Source organism: Paraburkholderia sp. DD10 (assembly GCF_049177125.1).
In the GTDB taxonomy this organism is placed as follows: domain Bacteria; phylum Pseudomonadota; class Gammaproteobacteria; order Burkholderiales; family Burkholderiaceae; genus Paraburkholderia; species Paraburkholderia terricola.
Genome location: NZ_CP185393.1, coordinates 2,846,702 through 2,867,502, shown reverse-complemented (window position 1 = coordinate 2,867,502; position 20,801 = coordinate 2,846,702). Strand labels below are relative to the sequence as shown.

General features: G+C 65.1%; 19 protein-coding genes. 12 read left to right on the top strand and 7 right to left on the bottom strand.

The annotated features are described in order from the left end of the window. Positions 1-42 precede the first annotated feature (42 nt). The 7 genes from ACOCG7_RS28235 to ACOCG7_RS28205 all read right to left on the bottom strand — a co-directional run bounded on the left by ACOCG7_RS28235 (position 43) and on the right by ACOCG7_RS28205 (position 6,144). Positions 43-1,308: a zinc-ribbon and DUF3426 domain-containing protein gene (locus ACOCG7_RS28235; protein WP_083086498.1), complete on the bottom strand. Its 1,266-nt coding sequence runs from the start codon at positions 1,306-1,308 to the stop codon at positions 43-45. Between the two features lie 49 nt (positions 1,309-1,357). Then, positions 1,358-2,260: a 50S ribosomal protein L11 methyltransferase gene (gene prmA / locus ACOCG7_RS28230; protein ID WP_083086500.1), complete on the bottom strand. Its 903-nt coding sequence runs from the start codon at positions 2,258-2,260 to the stop codon at positions 1,358-1,360. Positions 2,261-2,263: 3 nt separating this feature from the next. After that, positions 2,264-3,631, bottom strand: a complete 1,368-nt coding sequence (accC, locus tag ACOCG7_RS28225) for an acetyl-CoA carboxylase biotin carboxylase subunit (RefSeq protein WP_020071265.1) — start codon at positions 3,629-3,631, stop codon at positions 2,264-2,266. Between the two features lie 117 nt (positions 3,632-3,748). Further along, positions 3,749-4,210 carry an acetyl-CoA carboxylase biotin carboxyl carrier protein gene (gene accB / locus ACOCG7_RS28220; RefSeq protein WP_083086501.1) on the bottom strand — a complete coding sequence of 154 codons (462 nt, stop codon included), beginning with the start codon at positions 4,208-4,210 and terminating at the stop codon, positions 3,749-3,751. Positions 4,211-4,280: 70 nt separating this feature from the next. Next, complete coding sequence (gene aroQ, locus ACOCG7_RS28215) at positions 4,281-4,736, bottom strand: type II 3-dehydroquinate dehydratase (RefSeq protein WP_073431241.1); 456 nt, start codon at positions 4,734-4,736, stop codon at positions 4,281-4,283. 194 nt (positions 4,737-4,930) lie between these two features. Beyond that, a complete protein-coding gene (locus ACOCG7_RS28210) occupies positions 4,931-5,482 on the bottom strand; it encodes a TlpA family protein disulfide reductase (RefSeq protein ID WP_083086503.1) in 552 nt (183 codons plus the stop codon). 17 nt (positions 5,483-5,499) lie between these two features. Then, positions 5,500-6,144 (bottom strand): UDP-N-acetylmuramate--alanine ligase, encoded by a 645-nt coding sequence (locus tag ACOCG7_RS28205; protein ID WP_083086505.1) that lies wholly within the window; start codon positions 6,142-6,144, stop codon positions 5,500-5,502. A 194-nt stretch (positions 6,145-6,338) separates the two neighbouring features. On the opposite strand from ACOCG7_RS28205, the gene mpl reads away from it, so the two are divergent. The 12 genes from mpl to araG all read left to right on the top strand — a co-directional run bounded on the left by mpl (position 6,339) and on the right by araG (position 20,763). Beyond that, entirely contained in the window at positions 6,339-7,733 is a 1,395-nt protein-coding gene (mpl, locus tag ACOCG7_RS28200) for a UDP-N-acetylmuramate:L-alanyl-gamma-D-glutamyl-meso-diaminopimelate ligase (protein WP_083086506.1), read from the top strand. Then, complete coding sequence (locus ACOCG7_RS28195) at positions 7,730-8,332, top strand: YqiA/YcfP family alpha/beta fold hydrolase (RefSeq protein WP_073431237.1); 603 nt, start codon at positions 7,730-7,732, stop codon at positions 8,330-8,332. The genes mpl and ACOCG7_RS28195 overlap by 4 nt, the downstream gene beginning before the upstream one ends. Positions 8,333-8,515: 183 nt before the next feature. Beyond that, a complete protein-coding gene (locus ACOCG7_RS28190) occupies positions 8,516-10,630 on the top strand; it encodes a ribonuclease catalytic domain-containing protein (protein ID WP_083086508.1) in 2,115 nt (704 codons plus the stop codon). After that, a complete protein-coding gene (gene aroE, locus ACOCG7_RS28185; protein WP_083086509.1) occupies positions 10,627-11,490 on the top strand; it encodes a shikimate dehydrogenase in 864 nt (287 codons plus the stop codon). Before ACOCG7_RS28190 ends, aroE begins: the two co-directional genes overlap by 4 nt. Positions 11,491-11,538: 48 nt before the next feature. After that, positions 11,539-12,261 (top strand): monofunctional biosynthetic peptidoglycan transglycosylase, encoded by a 723-nt coding sequence (gene mtgA, locus ACOCG7_RS28180; RefSeq protein ID WP_083086511.1) that lies wholly within the window; start codon positions 11,539-11,541, stop codon positions 12,259-12,261. Positions 12,262-12,462: 201 nt separating this feature from the next. Next, a complete protein-coding gene (locus ACOCG7_RS28175) occupies positions 12,463-13,701 on the top strand; it encodes an IS4 family transposase (RefSeq protein WP_421380560.1) in 1,239 nt (412 codons plus the stop codon). 477 nt (positions 13,702-14,178) lie between these two features. Next, positions 14,179-15,177, top strand: coding sequence for an IclR family transcriptional regulator (locus tag ACOCG7_RS28170; protein WP_083083114.1), 999 nt, complete (start codon positions 14,179-14,181; stop codon positions 15,175-15,177). Beyond that, positions 15,174-16,241: a 2-dehydro-3-deoxygalactonokinase gene (locus ACOCG7_RS28165; protein ID WP_083083116.1), complete on the top strand. Its 1,068-nt coding sequence runs from the start codon at positions 15,174-15,176 to the stop codon at positions 16,239-16,241. Before ACOCG7_RS28170 ends, ACOCG7_RS28165 begins: the two co-directional genes overlap by 4 nt. Before the next feature lie 36 nt (positions 16,242-16,277). Continuing rightward, on the top strand, positions 16,278-16,958 hold the full coding sequence (locus tag ACOCG7_RS28160) for a 2-dehydro-3-deoxy-6-phosphogalactonate aldolase (RefSeq protein ID WP_073429144.1): 681 nt from the start codon (positions 16,278-16,280) through the stop codon (positions 16,956-16,958). Further along, positions 16,955-17,731 (top strand): SDR family oxidoreductase, encoded by a 777-nt coding sequence (locus ACOCG7_RS28155; protein WP_073429143.1) that lies wholly within the window; start codon positions 16,955-16,957, stop codon positions 17,729-17,731. The genes ACOCG7_RS28160 and ACOCG7_RS28155 overlap by 4 nt, the downstream gene beginning before the upstream one ends. A 190-nt stretch (positions 17,732-17,921) precedes the next feature. After that, positions 17,922-18,920, top strand: coding sequence for an arabinose ABC transporter substrate-binding protein (locus ACOCG7_RS28150; protein ID WP_073429142.1), 999 nt, complete (start codon positions 17,922-17,924; stop codon positions 18,918-18,920). Positions 18,921-19,224: 304 nt separating this feature from the next. Continuing rightward, positions 19,225-20,763, top strand: a complete 1,539-nt coding sequence (gene araG / locus ACOCG7_RS28145) for an L-arabinose ABC transporter ATP-binding protein AraG (protein ID WP_073429141.1) — start codon at positions 19,225-19,227, stop codon at positions 20,761-20,763. Positions 20,764-20,801: the final 38 nt, after the last annotated feature.

Sequence of the window (20,801 nt, the reverse complement as noted above, 5' to 3'; positions counted from 1 at the left end):
ACGGTGAACGCGCCCGGTCGAAGCCGGGCGCGCGAGGATGCGTTACGGATAAAAAATCTGTACGCGGAAATTGGAAGCGACCGCATTGCCCGTGTCGAGGCGCACGATCATGGTTTGCGTGGTGTGCGCGGGCAGACCGGCCGCGATCGGCGTGCCGGGCGCGACGTAATCTTGCGGCCACAGTACGCGGCGCATGGCCACGTTGTTCTGATCGTCGAGCAGCGTGAGTTCGATGGCCGGGTAGGCCAACGCGACATTGAAGCGGTTGCGCAGCGGCATCTTCAGTTCGAGCTTGTGCGGACCGTCGATCTGCCGAAGATCGGACGGCTCGACCTGCAAGCCGTCGATGTCGTGCGGCGGCGTCACCTGGCAGCCGAGTTGCGCGCAGGCCTTCACGTAGAGCGCTTGCGAACTCGGGAAATAGACCTGCACGGTTTCGCGCTGCCACCAGGCGAGTTGCGCGAGGAGCGCGACGATCAACAGCACCGCCAGCACCGACCCGACGATGATCCAGCCGACACGGCGCGGTTCGGCGGGACGCGTTTCACGCACCACGGGGAACGGATCGACGCCGTCGTTCACCGGATGGACGGAGAACGGTTCGCCGCTGGCAGCAGCGGCGGGCCCCCTCGGCGCTGTACCGGCTGTGCCGAAGCCGCTCGCCGCTCCGGGGTCGGCGGCACCGAAGCCGGCCGCGCCGGCACCGCTCGCGCCGAAACGCGGCTCGTTGTCGGGGATGCCGCGAAAGAAAGCCGGCTCTCCGGCAAGCGGTTCTTCGACGGGAGGTTCAGGCGCGCGCTCGGTCTTGTGCCAGACGCGCGGCGCATCTGCCGCCGGCGGCTCGGCCGGGTACGCGAAGGGGTCGAGTGGCGCGTCGGCGAGGATAGGTTCGTCGTCGGCGGCCGTCGGCGCGGTGAAAGCGCCGGCCGGAAATTCCGGTTCATCCGTGACGTGACGATGCGGCGCGGCCGCGCCGGCGAGAGCCGCCATACGCGGCACGTTGCCCCCGTCATACGGCAGGCCGTTGTTGACCTTGGCGTCCAGAAAGGGCGCGTGAGGGTCCCAGTTGCTCGCGCGGAAATCGAGCCGCTCGGGGCGCACGCCGGAGAGCGCCTCGATCGCCGCGGCGGCGGCGACCGGCTTGGCAGAGGAAAAGTCCCCGCCTTCGGTGATGTCGAACAGACTGCTGGACGCGTCGAAGACTTCATTGCAATTGCCGCAACGCACGAGGCCGCGACGCAGCGCGAGCTGCGCCGGTTGCAGGCGGAAAACGGTTTCGCAGAAGGGACAGCGCGTTGCCAGGAGCATATTGGGCCGATAAGCCGGGGAGGCCGTTGGTTGGACAATACCCCTTATTCTAAAGGCTTTCGCGGCGCGTTCCCGTTAGGCATACCCAGCCTTCGTGCTCGCGCCATACGCCGATGTCGATCCATCGCGCGTAGACCTGCGCCACTTCGTCCGCTTGCCGCGCGAGGATGCCCGACAGCGCGATCCGGCCACCCGGCTTGACCTTCGACGAGAGCATCGAGGCCATCAGCTTGAGCGGATTCGACAGGATATTGGCGACCACGATATCGAACTCGCCGGTGGGACATTCGTCAGGCAGGCCGTAGGTGACGTCCGCGCGGTTGCGTTCGCTGTTGTGACGGGCCGACTCGACCGCTTGCGGATCGATGTCGATGCCGTACACCGGATCGGCGCCGCACTTCTTCGCGAGAATCGCGAGGATGCCCGAGCCGCAGCCGTAGTCGAGCACGGACTGCCCCGGCTCGACCGACTGCTCCAGCCACTCCATGCACAGACGCGTGGTGGGATGGCTGCCCGTGCCGAACGCGAGGCCCGGATCGAGTTCCAGCACGAGTGCTTCGGGGTCCGGCGCGTCGTGCCACGACGGCACGACCCAGATACGTTGGCCGATCGGAATCGGATCGAATTGCGACTGTGTGAGCCGCACCCAATCCTGTTCCTCGACCTCGCGCACGGTGAACGCCGGCGCCGGGGACAAACCCAACTGGTTCGCCGCGGCGGTGAGCAGCACCGCCGGCTCGTGTTCCGGCGCGAGCAGCGCGATCACGCGCGAACGCTGCCATGCCGAGCGATCCGGCGTGAGACCGGGTTCGCCGAACAGCGGCTGTTCGTCGGGCGTGTCGGCGTCCGCGTCCTCGACCGATACGGACAGCGCGCCCAACTCGAGCAGCGCGTCGGAGAATTCCTCCGCGTGCTCGCGTGGCAGCTCGGCGATCAGTTCCCGGTAGCTCATGGCTTATGCTTCTTCCGGCGCGGCTTGCAGCTTCGCGGCCAGGCGGTTTTCGAGGTAATGGATGCTGGTGCCGCCCTCGACGAACTTCGCATCCAGCATCAACTCGCGGTGCAGGGGGATGTTGGTCTGAATGCCTTCCACCACCATTTCCGACAACGCGATGCGCATCCGCTTGATCGCCTGCTCGCGCGTCGCGCCGTAAGCGATCAGCTTGCCGATCATCGAATCATAGTTCGGCGGCACGAAATAGCCGTTGTACGCATGCGAATCGACGCGGATGCCGGGACCGCCCGGCATGTGCCACGACGTCAAACGTCCCGGCGACGGAATGAACTTGAACGGATCTTCCGCGTTGATCCGGCATTCGATCGCGTGACCCTTGAACACGATGTCGCGCTGACGGAACGCGAGTTTTTCGCCCGCCGCGATACGGATCTGTTCCTGCACGATGTCCACGCCGGTGATCAGTTCGGTCACCGGATGCTCGACCTGCACCCGCGTGTTCATTTCGATGAAGTAGAACTCGCCGTTTTCGTACAGGAACTCGAACGTACCCGCGCCAAGATAGCCCATCTTCTTGCAGGCGTCCGCGCAACGATCGCCGATGCGGTCGATCAGGCGCCGCGCGATGCCCGGCGCCGGCGCTTCCTCGATCACCTTCTGGTGACGGCGCTGCATCGAGCAATCGCGCTCGCCTAGCCATACGGCGTTCTTGAACGAATCCGACAACACCTGGATTTCGATGTGCCGCGGGTTCTCCAGGAATTTCTCCATGTAGACCTGCGGGTTGCCGAACGCACGGCCGGCTTCCTCGCGCGTCATGTTGACCGCGTTGACGAGCGCCGCTTCCGTGTGGACCACGCGCATGCCGCGGCCACCGCCGCCGCCGGCGGCCTTGATGATGACCGGATAGCCGACCTGGCGGGCAATTTTCACGATCTCTTTCGGATCTTCCGGCAACGCGCCTTCAGAACCCGGCACGCAGGGCACGCCGGTCTTGATCATGGTTTGCTTCGCCGTGACCTTGTCGCCCATCATGCGGATGGTTTCCGGGCGCGGGCCGATGAAGGTGAAACCGGACTGCTCGACACGCTCGGCGAAGTCGGCGTTCTCCGACAGGAAGCCGTAGCCGGGGTGAATCGCTTCGGCGTCGGTGACTTCGGCTGCGCTGATCAGCGCCGGCATGTTCAGGTAGCTGAGATTCGAAGGCGCCGGGCCGATACAGACCGCCTCGTCGGCGAGCTTCACGTACTTGGCTTCCTTGTCGGCTTCCGAATAGACGACGACCGTCTTGACGCCGAGTTCGCGGCAGGCGCGCTGGATACGAAGCGCGATCTCGCCACGGTTGGCAATGAGGATTTTTTCAAACATAGCGGGTTTTCGACTCATCAATGGGCGCCCGGTCGTTCACGACACAGGCTGCCTCAGAGGATCGGTCGCGCGCCTCGAACAGCGGGCGCGCGGGCGGCGAGCGCAGTGCGTGCCGCGTCAGCCGACCACGAACAGCGGTTGGCCGTATTCGACCGCCTGGCCGTTTTCGACGAGGATTTCCTTGACCACGCCGGACGCGTCCGACTCGATTTCGTTGAGCAGCTTCATCGCTTCGATGATGCAGATCGTCTGGCCTTCCTTGACCGTGTCGCCCACCTGGACGAACGGATCGGCGCCCGGCGACGGCGCGCGGTAGAACGTGCCGACCATCGGCGAGGTCACCACGTGGCCTTGCGGCGCGGCCGCTGCGGGAATGGCCGGAGCCGTCGCGGCGGGCGCTTCGCCGGCGGGCGGCGCGGGCTGTGCGTATTGCGGTGCGTACGAGGCGGACGGCTGCACGTAAACCGGCGGCGCATTCTTGACGATGCGCACCTTGCCTTCGCCCTCGGTCACTTCGAGTTCGGAGATACCGGACTCCGAGACGAGGTCGATCAGAGTTTTTAGTTTACGTAGATCCATCAGGAGCCCCTTTTAATACGTGAAGTGCCGGGCGCGTGTGCGGCCGGCGCAAATTAGATGTGTTTGGAAATCAGCCGCGCGATGAACCGGCGGCGAGCCGGTCGAGCGCGAATTCGAGCCCGTATAGATATCCCTTCCAGCCGAGGCCGCAAATCACGCCCTCAGCCTGGTCGGAGAAATACGAGTGATGCCGGAACGGTTCTCGGCGATGCACGTTCGACAGGTGAATCTCGACGAACGGGATGCCGACCCCCGCCAGTGCGTCCCGAATGGCCACGCTCGTATGCGTGTACGCGGCGGGATTGATCAGGATGAAATCGGTGTGTTCAGTCCGGGCGGATTGGATGCGGTCGACCAGCGCGCCTTCGTGATTGCTCTGGAATGAGGCCAGTTCGACGCCGGCGTCCGCTGCGCGGTCCGCCAGCGCCTGATCGATCTGCGGCAGGGTCACGCGACCATAGACCTCGGGTTCCCGGGTGCCGAGAAGGTTGAGGTTCGGTCCGTGCAGTACCAACAGTCGCGTCATGGTCGCTTCTTTTTCCGTGGAATTGGGCGCACTTTAGCGCTGATTAGAGAAACTTGTCTAGTTTCGCCGATATACGCCACGGTCGCCAAGCGGCCGTATCATCGCGCGGGCCTGCCAACTTCCGCCAAAAATGCGGGATTTTCGGCGAAACGAGTGCCTTCAGCGATTATCCGAGTGTTAAAGGAATGTAAGTTTTAGAGGGCGTCAAGCGTCTGTTTCAGCGCCTGCGGGTCGATTTGTCCTAATTTTGACGACCGCACGTTGCCCTGCGCGTCGATGACGACGGTGAAGGGCAGGCCTCCCGCCGTGTTGCCGAACGCGCGGGCGAGATCGGCGCCGCCGAACCCCGTCACATAGACGGGGTAGGCGACCTGGACCTTCTGCAAGAACGCCTGGACGTTCTTCTCCGAATCCACGCCAAGTCCGACGAAGCGGATCCCTTTCTTCGCATATTCGCGCTGAAGCTGCGAAAGAGCCGGCATTTCCTCGACGCAGGGTCCGCACCAGGAAGCCCAGAAGTTGACGACGATCGGCTGCCCTTTGAACAAGGCCAGCGATTGCGGCTTGCCCGTCGCGTCGGTCACGGGCGCGCTCCATAACTGGGTGACGGCGCTCTCGCCGGGTTTCGACTGCGCAGACTGCGAAAGTTGGGCATCGTTGCCGTTCAGCCAATGATTGGCGAGCACACCGCCTCCGGCCGCCACGATAGCGACTAGCGCGCCGGCCACGATACGTCTTATGTTCATGTTGCGTCTGTCTTGGGTCAGGAAGGGATGTCGCTGCTCTGGAGCAGTGTCTGGACCGCTTGCAGATTGGCGCGGGCGGTGCGGCCACGCGCGTCGGCGCGCACGGCGCCGCGCAGATCGTCGGTTTCGTATAAGGCGACGTGGATGCCGACCGGCTCCGCGTCGCGCCCTTCATCGGGTGGGCGCCACATGAAGCTCAATGTTTCGACGTAGCCGCGTCCGGCGAAATGCCGCGTTTCCGAGACGTCGTACTGAATGTTGGCGTTCAAAAAGTAGATCGCGACTTCCTTCGGGTTGTCGCAGAACACCTGAAGGTGGATATCCGAGTGCTCGCCGGCCGTGCCGCCGAGTACGGCGCCAGTCAGATAAGGGTTGAACGGCGCAAGCCGCTCCATCCAGTCCACCGCGATATGGCGCAGCCGCCTCAGTAGGGCCGGCTGGCTGTCGCCCTGGAAGAGCGCCTGGTATTCGCGGATTTCTTCCTCGATCTGGTCGTTATCCGGCAGCCATTCGCCGGCAACACGGCTCTCTCCGACCACTTGGCGCGCCGCCTTACGCTTGGCCGTGGCGTAGTCGAGACCGTCTTCGGCGATCAGCCGGGCAGCCGCGATGGCGATTTCCTCGCGCACGCGCTGCGGATCGAAGTGTGATTTGCGGACCATCTCTGAATCATACTAGAGATTGATTACAGGCCTTTCCGGCTAGCCGCCGCCGGCCTTTGGACGGGCGGCGCGGGCGCGCGCCCGTGGGGCGGAGGGAAGCGGTCGGTTACAATACCGTCCTTTGCGGACGGTCGTTCCGGCCGCTTCGCTGCATCCCATCCCTCGCAAAAACGCCCGCGCGGCACGACAGGCTTATGCACATCCACATCCTCGGCATCTGCGGCACGTTCATGGGCGGTCTCGCGGTTCTCGCGCGCGGCGCGGGTCACACCGTGACGGGCTGCGACGCCGGCGTCTATCCGCCCATGAGCACGCAGCTCGAGGCGCAAGGCATTCGGCTGATCGAAGGTTACGACGCGGAACAATTGAACGGCCTGAACGCCGATCTGTTCGTGATCGGCAATGTGGTCTCGCGCGGCAACCCGCTGATGGAAGCGATCCTCGACCGCGGCCTGCCGTACGTGTCGGGTCCGCAGTGGCTCGGCGAGCACGTGCTGAACGGCAAGTGGGTGCTGGCGGTGGCCGGCACGCATGGCAAGACCACCACCAGCTCGATGCTGACCTGGCTGCTCGAAGACGCGGGCCTCAATCCCGGTTTCCTGATCGGCGGCGTGCCGCTCAACTTCGGCGTGTCGGCGCGCTTGACCGATTCGAGCTTCTTCGTGATCGAAGCCGACGAGTACGACACCGCGTTCTTCGACAAACGCTCGAAGTTTGTTCACTACCGGCCGAAAACCGCGATCCTGAACAACCTCGAATTCGATCATGCCGACATCTTCCCGGATCTGGCGGCGATCGAAACGCAGTTCCACCACCTGATCCGCACGGTGCCGGGCATCGGCCGCGTCGTGACGAACGGTCGCGAGGACGCGCTCGAACGGGTGCTGACCCGCGGTTGCTGGAGCGAGGTGGAGCGTTTCGGCGTGCAGGGCGGCTGGGAAACCCTGCCTGCGGAAGACGGCGTGCCCGTCGACGAGCGTTTCGCCGTGTATCACAACGGCGAGCGCGTCGGCGTGGTCGAGTGGCAGGTGCAGGGCGAGCACAACCGCATGAACGCGCTGGCCGCGATCGCCGCCGCGCGCCATGTCGGCGTGCCGCCGGCGCAAGCCGCGAAATCGCTGGCGAGTTTTCGGAATGTGAAGCGCCGCATGGAAGTGCGCGGCAGCGTCGACGGCGTGACCGTCTACGACGACTTCGCGCATCACCCCACCGCGATCGACACCACGGTGGCCGGTCTGCGCGCCCGCGTCGGCCGCGACAACACGCGGATTCTCGCGGTGCTGGAGCCGCGCTCGAACACCATGAAGCTCGGCGTGATGAAAGCGCAGTTGCCGGCCAGTCTTGCCGACGCCGACCTCGTATTCGGCTACGGCGCGCCGTCCGGCCGCGACGCGCTCGGCTGGAACCTCGGCGAAGCGCTCGCGCCGCTCGGCGGCAAGGCGCAGGCCTTCGACGATCTCGACGCGCTGGTGAAAGCGGTGGTCCGCGCGGCGCGCCCCGGCGACCAGATTCTGGTGATGAGCAACGGCGGCTTCGGCGGCGTGCATCAGAAGCTGCTCGACGCACTTTCAGCGCGAGGCGCTTCGTGATCCTTTATCTGCACGGTTTCCGCTCGTCGCCCAATTCGTTCAAGGCGCGCGTGCTGGCGGCGCGCCTCGTCGAACTGGGCCGCGGCGACGAATGGTGCTGCCCCATGCTGCCGGTCTCGCCGCTCGAGACGGTCGCGCTCGCCGAATCGCTGGTGGCTGCCGCGAAACCCGACCATGTCACGCTGATCGGCAGTTCGCTCGGCGGCTATTTCGCCACGTATCTCGCGGAGAAGCACGGCTGGCCCGCCGTCTTGCTGAACCCCGCGGTCGTGCCGCAGCGCGATCTGAGCGCCTATCTCGGCGAGCAGCCGTTGTGGCACGGCGGCGGCAGCATCGTTGTCGAGCCGCATCATCTGGATGAGTTGCGCGCGCTCGGCGTGGCGTCGATCACGCGGCCCGAACGCTATTATTTGCTGGCCGCCACCGGCGACGAGGTGCTCGATTACCGCGAAATGCTCGCGCACTATCCCGGCGCACGCACTACGCTGATCGAAGGAAGCGACCACGCGATCAGCGAGTTTGCGCAATATGTCGACGACGTGCTGGCCTTTTGCGACGCCGAAGACGTCGAGCCGCCGGCGCCGCGCGAAGCCGCCTGAAGTCACGCAAATCCGGCGATCCGGCGATCGGGCCGCCGAATATCGGATTCAACCCGCCGGCGCGCGCGTATCGCGCCGCGGATCCACTACCACGAACACGTTGCCGCGCCGCGCACGCAGTCGACCGATCGCTGAAATCAGATCGGATGCGCCGGCAGATGCAAGTCAGAACGAGAGTATTGAGTGAACGTTTTCTTCGAGGAATCGGGCAGTTTCAAGGCGGGCAGCGTGCTGTCGCGCCAGGGCGATGCGTTTCAGGTCGAGTTGCCGGGCGGCCGGCGCGCCAAGGTGCGCGCGAAAGACGTGTTGATCGAATTCGACAAGCCGAGCGCGGCCGAACTGATGCAGCAGGCCGACGCCGCCGCGCAGGACATCGATCTGGATTTCCTGTGGGAATGCGCGCCTGACGACGAATTCCCGTTCGCCGCGCTCGGCGCGGAGTATTTCGGCGAAAGCTTCGGCCCGATCGAGCGCGCGGCGCTGGTGCTGCGCATGCACGGCGCGCCCGTGTACTTCCGCCGCAAGGGCCGCGGCATGTATCAGCGCGCGCCCGAGGAGCAACTGAAAATGGCGCTCGCCGGCCTTGAGCGCAAGCGTCAGCAGGCGCTCGTGCAGGCGGGCTACGAGGAAGAACTGAAGGCCGGCCGTCTGCCCGAAGCGTTCACCGGCAGCAAGGCGCTCGCGTTGCTTACGCGGCCCGACAAGAACACGATCGAATACAAGGCGCTCGAGGGCGCCGCGGCGGCGCGCGGTATTTCGCAGGCGCGCCTGATGCTCGAATGCGGCGGCATTGCGTCGGCGCGCGCGCTGCACGAGGCCAAATTTCTATCGGAGTTTTTCCCGCACGGCACCGGTTTCCCGCCGGTCCAGGTCGGCGCGTTGCCGGAGGATTTGCCGGAAGCCGACGTCGAGGCGTTCTCGATCGACGACATCACCACCACGGAAATCGACGACGCATTCTCCGTCGAGCATCTGGCGGACGGCCGCGTGCGGATCGGCGTGCACATCGCCGCGCCGGCGCTCGGCATTCAGCGCGGCGACGAGGTCGATGCGATCGCGCGCACGCGCTTGTCCACCGTCTACATGCCGGGCGACAAGATCACGATGCTGCCCGACAGCGTCGTCGAAGCGTTTACGCTCGCCGAAGGCGGCTTGCGGCCGGCGCTTTCGCTGTATGTGATCGTCAATCGCGAGACGCAGGAAATCGTCGCGAGCGAAACGCGCGCCGAGCGCGTGTTCGTGAAGAACAACTTGCGTCACAACACGCTCGACGAACTCGTCACCGAAGAGGCGCTTGCCGCCGGCACCGGCGACTATCCGCACAAGGAAGACATCGCCGTGCTGTGGCCGTTCGCGCAGGCGCTGTTCGAGAAACGACAGACCGCGCGCGCCGGTTACGGCCTGCGCCGCGAAGTGCAGCGCAATACCGACTTCAACTTCTACGTGGAAGGCGAGCACATCACGATCACGCCGCGCCGGCGCGGTTCGCCGCTCGACACGATCGTCGCGGAACTGGCGATTCTCGCCAACTCGTCATGGGGCGCGTTTTTGCACGATCACGGCGTGCCCGGCATCTATCGCACGCAGCGCGCATTCGGCGCGCCGACCGGCCCCAAGCGCACCCGCATGCAGACCTCGGCCGCGCCGCACGAGGGCCTCGGCGTCACGCAATACGCGTGGAGCACCTCGCCGCTGCGCCGCTACGTCGACCTGGTGAATCAGTGGCAACTGATCGCCTGCGTGCAGCATGGCGTGACCGCGAAGCTGGCCGCGCCGTTCAAGCCGAAAGACGCCGATCTGTTCGCGGTCGTGCAAGGTTTCGACGACACCTACACCGCGTACGCCGATCACCAGCGCCGCATGGAGTACTTCTGGTGCCTGCGCTGGCTGAAGCAGGAGAACAGGAAGCAGGTAGTGGCGTCGGTGGTGAAGGGCGATCTGGTGCGCCTCGAGGAAATTCCGCTGCTGCTGCACGTGCCGGGCCTCGGCGTGCACGCACGCGGCACGCGCTTGCTGATGGAAGTGATGTCGCTCGACGAACTGACCGTCGAAGCGTCCGTGCGTCTGCTGCATGTGCTCGACGCGCCGACCGTGACGAGCGGTGGCGAGGTCGAGGAAGCGGATGACGGCGAGGACGAAATCATCGACGCCGCCGATGCAAGCGCCGAAGGCGAAGCCGAGGCGCAAGCCGAAGCCAACCTCGACGGCGACGCGGCCGCGCAGGGCGACGCCGGGAACGGCGATGGCGCAAGCGACGCGTCAGCCGACCAGCAGCACGTGACGGAGCCGGGACGATGAACGCCAACCCGTCGCGCGACCGTTATGCGGTGATCGGCAATCCGGTCGCTCACAGCAAATCGCCGTTCATTCATGGCCGGTTTGCCGCGCAGACCGGCGAGCTGATCGAATACAGCCATTTGCTCGCGCCGGTGGATGCCTTCGTGCCGCATGTGCGCGCGTTTATCGACGCAGGCGGACGCGGCCTGAACGTGACCGTGCCGTTCAAGCTCGACGCGCATGCGTTCGCCGATGTGTTGTCGCCGCGCGCGGCGGCGGCGGGCGCGGTGAACACCTTGCGCGTCGATTCGAGCGGTATTTACGGCGACAACACGGACGGTTTTGGACTGGTTCGCGACATCGAGGTGAATCTCGGCGTGCCGTTGAAGGGCGCGCGCATCCTGTTGCTGGGCGCGGGCGGCGCCGCGCGCGGCGTGGTGCTGCCGATGCTGGAGCGCGCGCCGCACACGCTGACCATCGTCAATCGCACGGCGGAGAAGGCCGAGGCGCTCGTCGATCAGTTCGCGCAAGCCGCGCGCGACGCCGCGTGCCGTTTGAGCGGCGGCAGCGCGCGGGCGATCGAAGCCGGCGCGTATGACGTGATCGTCAACGCGACGGCGGGCAGTCTGGAGGCGTCGTTGCCCGAGTGCGACGACCGCGCGTTCGGCAGCGGCACGCTCGCCTACGACATGATGTACGGCGCGCATCCGACGGTGTTCATCGAACACGCGCGCAAACTTGGCGCGCGCGGCGCCGACGGTCTCGGCATGCTGGTCGAGCAGGCTGCCGAATCGTTTTACGTATGGCGCGGCGTGCGGCCCGACGGCGCGCCGGTGCTGGCCGAATTGCGTGCGCTGTTGACGGCGCCGTCGCACGCGTAGAGCGCGCTTCATCTCGCGGCATTCACCGACTCCAGGACTGAGACCCCGATGACAGCAACGCGGCGCGCGAGCCGGCCAGGTCCGGTGCGATGGATGTTTTATCTGGGCGCCGTGCTGGCGATTGCGTGGTTCGTGACGCAGGCGTTTTACTTCGCGCAGATCGCGGTGTGGAATTACGTTAATCCGCGCTCGACGGCTTTCATGCGCTCGGACGCGTGGCGGTTGTCGCGGGAACGGCCGGATCTTTCGATGCAGCGTACGTGGGTGCCGTACGACCAGATTTCGCGCAATCTGAAGCGCGCGATCATCGCTTCGGAGGACGCGAATTTCGCCAGCAACAACGGCTATGAAACGGACGCCATCTTGCAGGCTTGGGAGCGGAATAAGGCCAAGGGCAAGATCGTTCGCGGCGGGTCGACTATCACGCAGCAATTGGCGCGGAATCTGTTTTTGTCTCGGGAGAAGAGTTATATCCGCAAGGGACAGGAGTTGATCATTACGTGGATGCTCGAGAGCCTGATGGACAAGGAGCGCATCTTTGAGATCTATCTCAACTCGGTTGAATGGGGGAATGGGGTTTATGGGGCTGAGGCGGCGGCGCGCTATTACTACAAGACGTCCGCTAGTAAGTTGAGCGCGGGGCAGTCGGCGCGGTTGGCGGTGATGCTGCCGCAGCCCAGGTATTTTGATGAGCATCGCGGGTCTGGGTATTTGGCGCAACGCGCGAGGGTCATTGCTCGGAGGATGGGGGCGGCGGAATTGCCCGATTGAGGTTTTTTTGCCTGGTCGGCGGGTTTGGTTTTGGTTTTGGGGTTGGTTTTTTGGCCTTTGCTTGATTTGTTAGTGGTCTATTGGCGTTGCCCCTGTGCGGGGCAATGCTCTCAACTTAAGCCTCAAAGAGCTTGTAAACGAGGCATTGCCCCTGTAAACTTCATCGCATAACTCACTGATAAATCAACGATATGAACTCAAATACCAGCGTCCTCGCGGCTTCTGGCTGAGTTCTCCGATTTCCTGCTCGATCCGGCGCTCGCCGATCGCGTGCGTCGTTCTCCCACTGCCTTTACCCGCAATCGCACACTGACCTTGCCGCGCATGGCCGCGCTGATGATGTCCGGCATGTGCGCCAGTGTGCAGGCCGAACTTGACGCGCTATTCGGCGCACTGGGAAGCAGCGGCGGGCGCACCCGCGCTGTCAGCGCACAGGCCTTCAGCAAGGCGCGACGGGGAGTGTCTGCCGAACTGTTCGAACTGGCCCGCGCCCGCCTGATCTCGCTGGCCCAACCCCATATCGATTCGATGCGCTGGCACGGCCTGAGGCTGGTCGCCGCTGACGGTAGCCGCCTGCGTGTGGGCACGCGTCGCGGCCATGAACTGCGCGCCGATCACTACGCGTTTGCGCTGTTCCTGCCGGGTTCCGAACTGACCCTGCACGCTGCACTTCATCCCGCCGACGGCGGCGAGCGGCAGATGCTGTTCGAAGCCCTCGATGTACTGCAACCGCATACCGACCTGCTGCTGCTCGATCGCGGCTATATCGGCAACGCGATGGTGGCGGCGCTCGCACAGCGCGAAATCCCGTTCTGCATGCGCGTCGATGCGCGTAACTGGAAATGCGTCAGCGCCTTTACCCGCAGCGGTAAAGCCGAGCATGTGGTGACACTGGAAGCGCCCAGCGAACCGGATGCCCGCGCCTATGAACTGGCGCGTACGCCCACGACTGTGCGCCTGATCCGCGACGTCACGCCGGGCGGTCGCGTGCGTGTGCTGATGACCTCGCTGCTCGATGGCGGGCGTTATCCGGCGGCATCGTTCGGCGCGCTCTATCACCAGCGCTGGCGGGTCGAGGAAGCATTCAAACGACTCAAGCACCGGCTGCGGCTGGAAGCCGTCACAGGCCTCGATTACCTGGCGTTACAGCAGGACTTCGGCGCAAAAATCCTCGCCGACAACCTGTGCACACTGCTCAGCGATCTCGATGCGCCGCACGACGACAGACATGCCAGCCGTCCTAACCGGGTGTATGCACTGGGCGCACTCAAGCCCATCCTCGGCGCGTGTCTTCTGCGCATCCAGCGCTGTCTGGACGGCCTCGCCGGTGTGCTGGAAATGATCCACCAGACCCGATGCCGGACACAGCCCTCACGCTCCTATCCAAGACCACCCAGAAAAGCCAAGCCCCACTTCCATCTCGCGTACAAACTCGCTTGATGCAGCGGGGCTTAAGTTGAGAGCATTGCCCCGCACAGGGGCGACGCTAATAGACCACTAAGCCAGCAAGGAAAGGCCACCAGCAAGGAAAGGCCACCAGCAAGGAAAGGCCACCAGCAAGGAAAGGCCACCAGCAAGGAAAGGCCACCTGCAAGGAAAGGCCACCAAACCCAAAAGCCCACGGCAACCAAAAATCCCATTATCTGAATCCAACACTCACATATTGGAGCTTTCTCAAAAACCGCCCTACAATCCACCCCAAGACGCACCGCAGGTCAGAAAAGCCGCACCGCAGGTCAGAAAAAACCACGAACCTGACCGCAGGAAACAGCGACAGCAAAAGAAAACCGGAGACAAAGCCAAACCATGCCTAAGACTCAAAGGCAGCACCCCCGCGCCCGCCGCACGGCGAGCACAGAAGGCCGTCTCTCCGGCCCCGCGCTGTAAGCGCAAAAAACCACCGAAAAGCGAATCGCCATGAACAAAGCGATGCCCACTCACGCCGCGAGCGCGTCCGAAGCCGATCTGGCTCCGCAAGCCGACCACGCGAGCAGCGCTGCGCCGCAGCCGCAATCACAGCCGCGGCCGCAGCCGACCGCCGCCGCGAAAGCCCCGCGCCCCGTCGCGCAACCGGCCGTCGTCAACGAAATCGGGCTGCCCAGCACGCTGCTGGACATCACCCCGCAGCAAGCCGGCACCCAAACGCTCCTGCGCGGCTTGGCGATTCTGGAAGCGGCCGCCGCCGGCGTGCGCGATCTGCGCACCTTCGGCGCCGCGCTCGGCACGACCCGCAGCACCACGCATCGGCTGGTGAGCAGCCTCGTGCAGGCGCGCTATCTGCGGCAGGTGCAAGGCGGGTATCTGCTCGGCCCGAAGCTGATCGAACTCGGCACCATCGCGCTCGAACAGATGCCGCTCACCGCGGTCGCGCGACCGCATCTCGAATCGCTCGCGGAGCAGACGCTCGACACGATTCATCTCGGCGTGCGCGATGGCGACGACGTCCTGTACATCGACAAGATTCCCGGCACCCGTGGTCTGGAAATGCGCTCGCGCGTCGGTCACCGCATGCCGCTCGCGTCGACGGGGATCGGCAAGGCGATGATGCTCGACCTCGGGCCGGAGCTCTGGCAGTCGCTGTTCGAGGCATCGCGGCGCGCGCTCGCCGGCGTCAGCTTCAAGCCGGACAACCGGCCCGACGCGCAGACCTTCATGCAGCGCATGACTAACTACGCGGCCGGCGGCTACACCTTCGACCTCGAGGAAAACGAGGCGTCGATCCGCTGCGTGGCGGCGCCCGTGCGCGATGCGTCGGGCGCGGTGGTGGCGGCGCTGTCGGTGGCGAGCACCATTCCGTATATGTCGCTCGAACGCATGGACGAGCTGATTCCGGTCGTGCAGCGCGAAGCGCGCGCGATCTCGGAGGAACTCGGTTGGCGCGCACCTCAACCGGCAACCCGCAGGATCAAACGATGAAGCAAGCGGGTTCTCCCACGCCGGCAGCCAACCACGTTGCGGCAGGCGCCGCCGAGGCCAACGCCAACGCCCACGCCGCCCTGATCGCGCTCGACTGGGGCACGACCTCGCTGCGCGCGTATCTGTTCGACGCGGCGGGCAAGGTGCTGGCGACGCGCGCGTCGACGGCCGGCATCATGAATCTGCCGCGCAGCGCCGAGCAAGGCGGCTTCGACGCGGCATTCGACGACACCTGCGGCCCCTGGCTCGAACACGCATCGGCGCTGCCGGTGATCGCGGCGGGCATGGTCGGCAGCGCGCAAGGCTGGATGGAAGCGCCCTATGTCGATGCGCCGGCGAGCGCCGACGCGCTGGTGGCCGGCATCGTCCGCGTGAAGGCGGCGTGCGGCGCGACGCTGCATATCGTGCCGGGCGTCCTGCAACGCGGCGAGCTGCCCAACGTGATGCGCGGCGAGGAAACGCAGATCTTCGGCGCGCTCGGCGATGACGGCGATGACGGTGATTCCGCCGGGACCCGCAGGCGCGCGCTGATCGGCCTGCCCGGCACGCACGCCAAATGGGCGGTGGTGCAGGCGGGCCGCATCGAACGTTTTCAAACCTTCATGACCGGCGAAGTGTTCGCGGCATTGCGCGAGCACACGATCCTCGGCCGCACGATGGTCACGCCGGACCGTCCCGATACCGAGGCGTTCCTGCACGGCGTGAGCATCGCCCGCGAAAAAGGTCAGGCAGGCGTGCTCGCGACGATCTTCAGCGCCCGCACGCTCGGTCTCACCGGACAACTGACGCGCGAGCAGCAGCCCGACTATCTGTCGGGGTTGCTGATCGGGCACGAGCTGGCCGGCCTCGAGGCCGTGCTCAGGCAACAGCAAAACTCGCTCGCCGGCGAGAGCCTGCGTCTGATCGGCAATGAGGCGCTGTGCGAGCGCTATCGGCTCGCGCTGGCGCTCTACGGCTGCACGCAGGCGGAACTGGTGAAGCACGCCACCGAGCGCGGCCTGTGGCGCGTCGCCTCGCAGGCGGGGCTCGTCAATCCGGCGCCTCAGGCGGCGCGAGCCGGATAACCGGCAGCGCCGCCGTCCACGAAACAAGGAACCGACATGCAACCTCACATCAATCTGCCCGCTCCCTACATGCCGCACGCGGGTCTGATCGCGGCGTTCGAGGTGTGTCCGCTGATCGCGATCATGCGCGGCGTGACGCCCGCCGATGCGGCCGACCACGGCCAGGCGCTGTACGAGGCGGGCTTTCGCATCGTCGAGGTGCCGTTGAATTCGCCGCAGCCGTTCGACAGCATCGCCGCGATCCGCAAGGCGTTGCCGGCCGACGCGATCGTCGGCGCGGGCACGGTGCTGCATCCGAGTTTCGTCAACGACGTGAAGTCGGCGGGCGGCGAACTGATCGTCATGCCGCACAGCGATCCCGATGTGGTCATCGCCGCGAAGGCGCAAGGTCTCGCATGCGCGCCGGGCGTGGCGACGCCGAACGAAGCCTTCATCGCGCTGAAGAACGGCGCGGACGTGCTGAAGATGTTCCCCGCCGAACAGCTCGGCTGCCAGGTGGTGAAGGCCTGGCGCGCGGTGATCGCGGCGCAGGTGCCGCTGGTGCCGGTCGGCGGCATCACGCCGGACAACATGGGACCGTTTCTCAGCGCGGGCGCGAACGGCTTCGGCCTCGGCTCGGCGCTGTACAAGCCGGGTCAGAGCGCGGCCGTGACCGCTTCGCACGCGAAGGCGTTCATCAACGGTTTGCGCATCGCCCGCGCAGGCGCGAAGAAATGAATCGGCTCGCCGGAAAAGTCGCGTTGATCACGGGCGCCGGGCGCGGCATCGGCGCGGCGATCGCGCTCGCCTTCGCGCGCGAGGGCGCGGCGGTCGTGCTGGCGGAACTGAACCTCGAAACCGCGCGGCAGACGGCGCAGCGGATCGAGTCGGAAACCGGCGCGCGCGTGCTGGCGGTCGAGACCGACGTCACGCAAGCGGCTTCGGTGCGGCAGGCGGTGAGCGAGGCCGAACAGGCGTTCGGCGCGCCCGACGTGCTGGTGAACAACGCCGGCATCAACGTGTTCTGCGACCCGCTGACCATGACGGACGACGACTGGCGCCGCTGCTTCGCGGTCGACCTCGACGGCGTCTGGAACGGTTGCCGCGCGGTGTTGCCGGGCATGGTGGAGCGCGGCTCGGGCAGCATCGTGAACATCGCCTCGACGCATGCGTTCAAGATCATCCCCGGCTGTTTTCCGTATCCGGTGGCGAAGCACGGTGTGATCGGTCTGACGCGCGCGCTGGGTATCGAGTACGCGCCGCGCAACGTGCGCGTCAACGCGATCGCGCCGGGCTACATCGAAACGCAACTGACGCACGACTGGTGGAACGAACAAGCCGATCCGGCCGCGGCGCAACAGGCGACGCTCGCGCTGCAGCCGATGAAACGCATCGGCCGCCCGGAAGAAGTGGCGATGACGGCGGTGTTTCTCGCCTCCGACGAAGCGCCGTTCATCAACGCCACGTGCATCACCGTGGATGGCGGCCGCTCGGCGCTGTATCACGACTGAACGCGGCGGTGGCCGCACGCAACTGAAAGCGAAGCAGCAGCAAAACAGCAGCAAAACGGGCAGTAAAAAACGGGCAGTAAAACAAGCAACAAAGTTTCACCGGACGACGCGCTGGCCGCGTGTGTCACAACCGGTACAAGAAGACGCGGCCGATACCTTCTCGTTATCAATTAGTCAGGAGACACGCATCATGAAACGTAGAATTTTCCTCACGCTGGCAGCAGCGGCGGCGGGTGTGCTGTTCAACGCAACGGCCGCGCAAGCCGCCGATCCGGTGAAGATCGGCTTCCTCGTGAAGCAGCCGGAAGAGCCGTGGTTCCAGGACGAGTGGAAGTTCGCCGAAATCGCCGCCAAGGAAAAGGGCTTCACGCTGGTGAAGATCGGCGCGCCCTCGGGCGAGAAGGTGATGAGCGCGATCGACAACCTGTCGGCGCAGAAGGCGCAAGGTTTCGTGATCTGCACGCCGGACGTCAAGCTCGGACCGGGCATCGTCGCGAAGGCGAAGGCTCATAACCTGAAGATGATCACGGTGGACGATCGTCTGGTGGACGGCGCGGGCAAGCCGATCGCCTCGGTGCCGCACATGGGCATCTCGGCGTACAACATCGGCAAGCAGGTCGGCGACGGCCTCGCCGCGGAAATCAAGAAACGCGGCTGGGACATGAAGGACGTCGGCGCGATCGACGTCACCTACGAACAACTGCCGACCGCGCATGACCGCACCAGCGGCGCGACCGATGCGCTGGTCGCCGCCGGCTTCCCGAAGGCCAACGTGATCGCCGCGCCGCAAGCGAAGACCGACACGGAAAACGCCTTCAACGCGGCCAACATCGCGCTGACCAAGAACCCGCAGTTCAAGCACTGGGTCGCTTACGCGCTGAACGACGAAGGCGTGCTCGGCGCGGTGCGCGCAGCGGAAGGCCGCGGCTTCAAGGCGGACAACATGATCGGTATCGGCATTGGCGGTTCGGACTCGGCCTTGAACGAATTCAAGAAGCCGTCGCCGACGGGCTTCTTCGGCACGGTCATCATCAGCCCGAAGCGCCACGGCGAGGAAACCTCCACGCTGATGTACGACTGGATCACGCAAGGCAAGGCGCCGCCGGCCCTGACGCTCACGACCGGCATGCTGGCCACGCGTGAGAACGTCGGCGACGTGCGCGAGAAGATGGGCCTCGCGTCGAAGTAAGCGGTTCGACGCGCGGAGAAACGAACTGCCGGTGCACCCTTGTTCATGAAGTGCATGAAAGCGCGCACCGGCGGCGGCAACAAGCGATGAAGCGTTGAGGCAAACCGTGCGTTGAAGCATCCACGAGCGCTTCGACGCACGGTCACACGAATGGGATCTGAGTAGCGCTCAAGCGCCAGGTCAGGTAGGCATACAACTGTATGGGATAGAGGTAAGCGCTGAAGCGCTAGCTCCTGTCGACATACAACTGCATGGGACAGGAGTAAGCGCTAAAGCGCTAACTCCCGTCGACATAGGAGGCGAAGTGTCAGCGACGCTACGTTTTGACAATATCGGCAAGGTCTTTCCAGGCGTGCGCGCGCTCGACGGTGTGTCCTTCGACGTCAACGTCGGCCAGGTGCACGGCCTGATGGGCGAAAACGGCGCGGGGAAGTCGACCCTGCTGAAGATTCTCGGCGGTGAATATCAGCCCGATTCGGGCCGCGTGCTGATCGACGGCAACGAGGTGCGCTTCACCAGCGCGGCTTCGTCGATCGCGGCGGGCATCGCGGTGATTCACCAGGAACTGCAATACGTGCCCGACATGACGGTCGCGGAAAATCTGCTGCTCGGCCAATTGCCGAACTCGCTCGGCTGGGTCAACAAGCGCGAGGCGAAGCGCTTCGTGCTGGAACGGCTCGAAGCGATGGGCGTGGCGCTCGATCCGAGCGCGAAGCTGCGCAAGCTCTCGATCGCGCAGCGTCAGATGGTCGAAATCTGCAAGGCGCTGCTGCGCAACGCACGCGTGATCGCGCTGGACGAGCCGACCAGTTCGCTGTCGCATCGCGAGACCGAAGTGCTGTTCAAGCTGGTGCGCGATCTGCGCGCCGACAACCGCGCGATGATCTACATCTCGCACCGCATGGACGAGATTTACGAACTGTGCGACGCCTGCACGATCTTTCGCGACGGCCGCAAGGTCGCCTCGCATCCGACGCTCGAAGGCGTGTCGCGCGACACCATCGTCAGCGAGATGGTGGGGCGCGAAATCTCGGACATCTATAACTACTCGGAGCGGCCGCTCGGCGAAGTGCGCTTCGCCGCCAAGGGCATCGAAGGCCATGCGCTCGCGCAGCCGGCCAGCTTCGAGGTGCGGCGCGGCGAGATCGTCGGCTTCTTCGGGCTGGTGGGCGCGGGCCGCAGCGAACTGATGCACCTCGTGTACGGCGCGGATCATAAGAAGGGCGGCGAACTCGTGCTGGACGGCAAGCCGATCAAGGTGCGCAGCGCGGGCGAAGCGATCCGGCACGGCATCGTGCTGTGCCCGGAGGATCGCAAGGAAGAGGGCATCGTCGCGATGGCGACCGTGTCGGAGAACATCAACATCAGTTGCCGCCGGCACTATCTGCGCGCGGGGATGTTCCTCGATCGCAACAAGGAAGCGGAAACCGCCGACCGTTTCATCAAGCTGCTGAAGATCAAGACGCCGAGCCGCCGCCAGAAGATCCGCTTTCTGTCGGGCGGCAATCAGCAGAAGGCGATTCTGTCGCGCTGGCTCGCCGAGCCGGACCTGAAAGTCGTGATTCTCGACGAACCGACGCGCGGCATCGACGTCGGCGCGAAGCACGAAATCTACAACGTGATCTATCAACTCGCCGAACGCGGCTGCGCGATCGTGATGATCTCGTCGGAATTGCCGGAAGTGCTCGGCGTGTCCGACCGCATCGTCGTGATGCGCCAGGGCCGGATTTCCGGCGAACTGTCGCGCAAGGATGCAACGGAACAATCGGTGTTGAGCCTCGCCTTGCCGCAAAGCTCGACCGCGCTGCCAGGCACGGCGAACGCCGTGAGCCAGGCGGCCTGAACCTTATTTGGACGAAAGTCCGGCAACCCGTGGGGAAC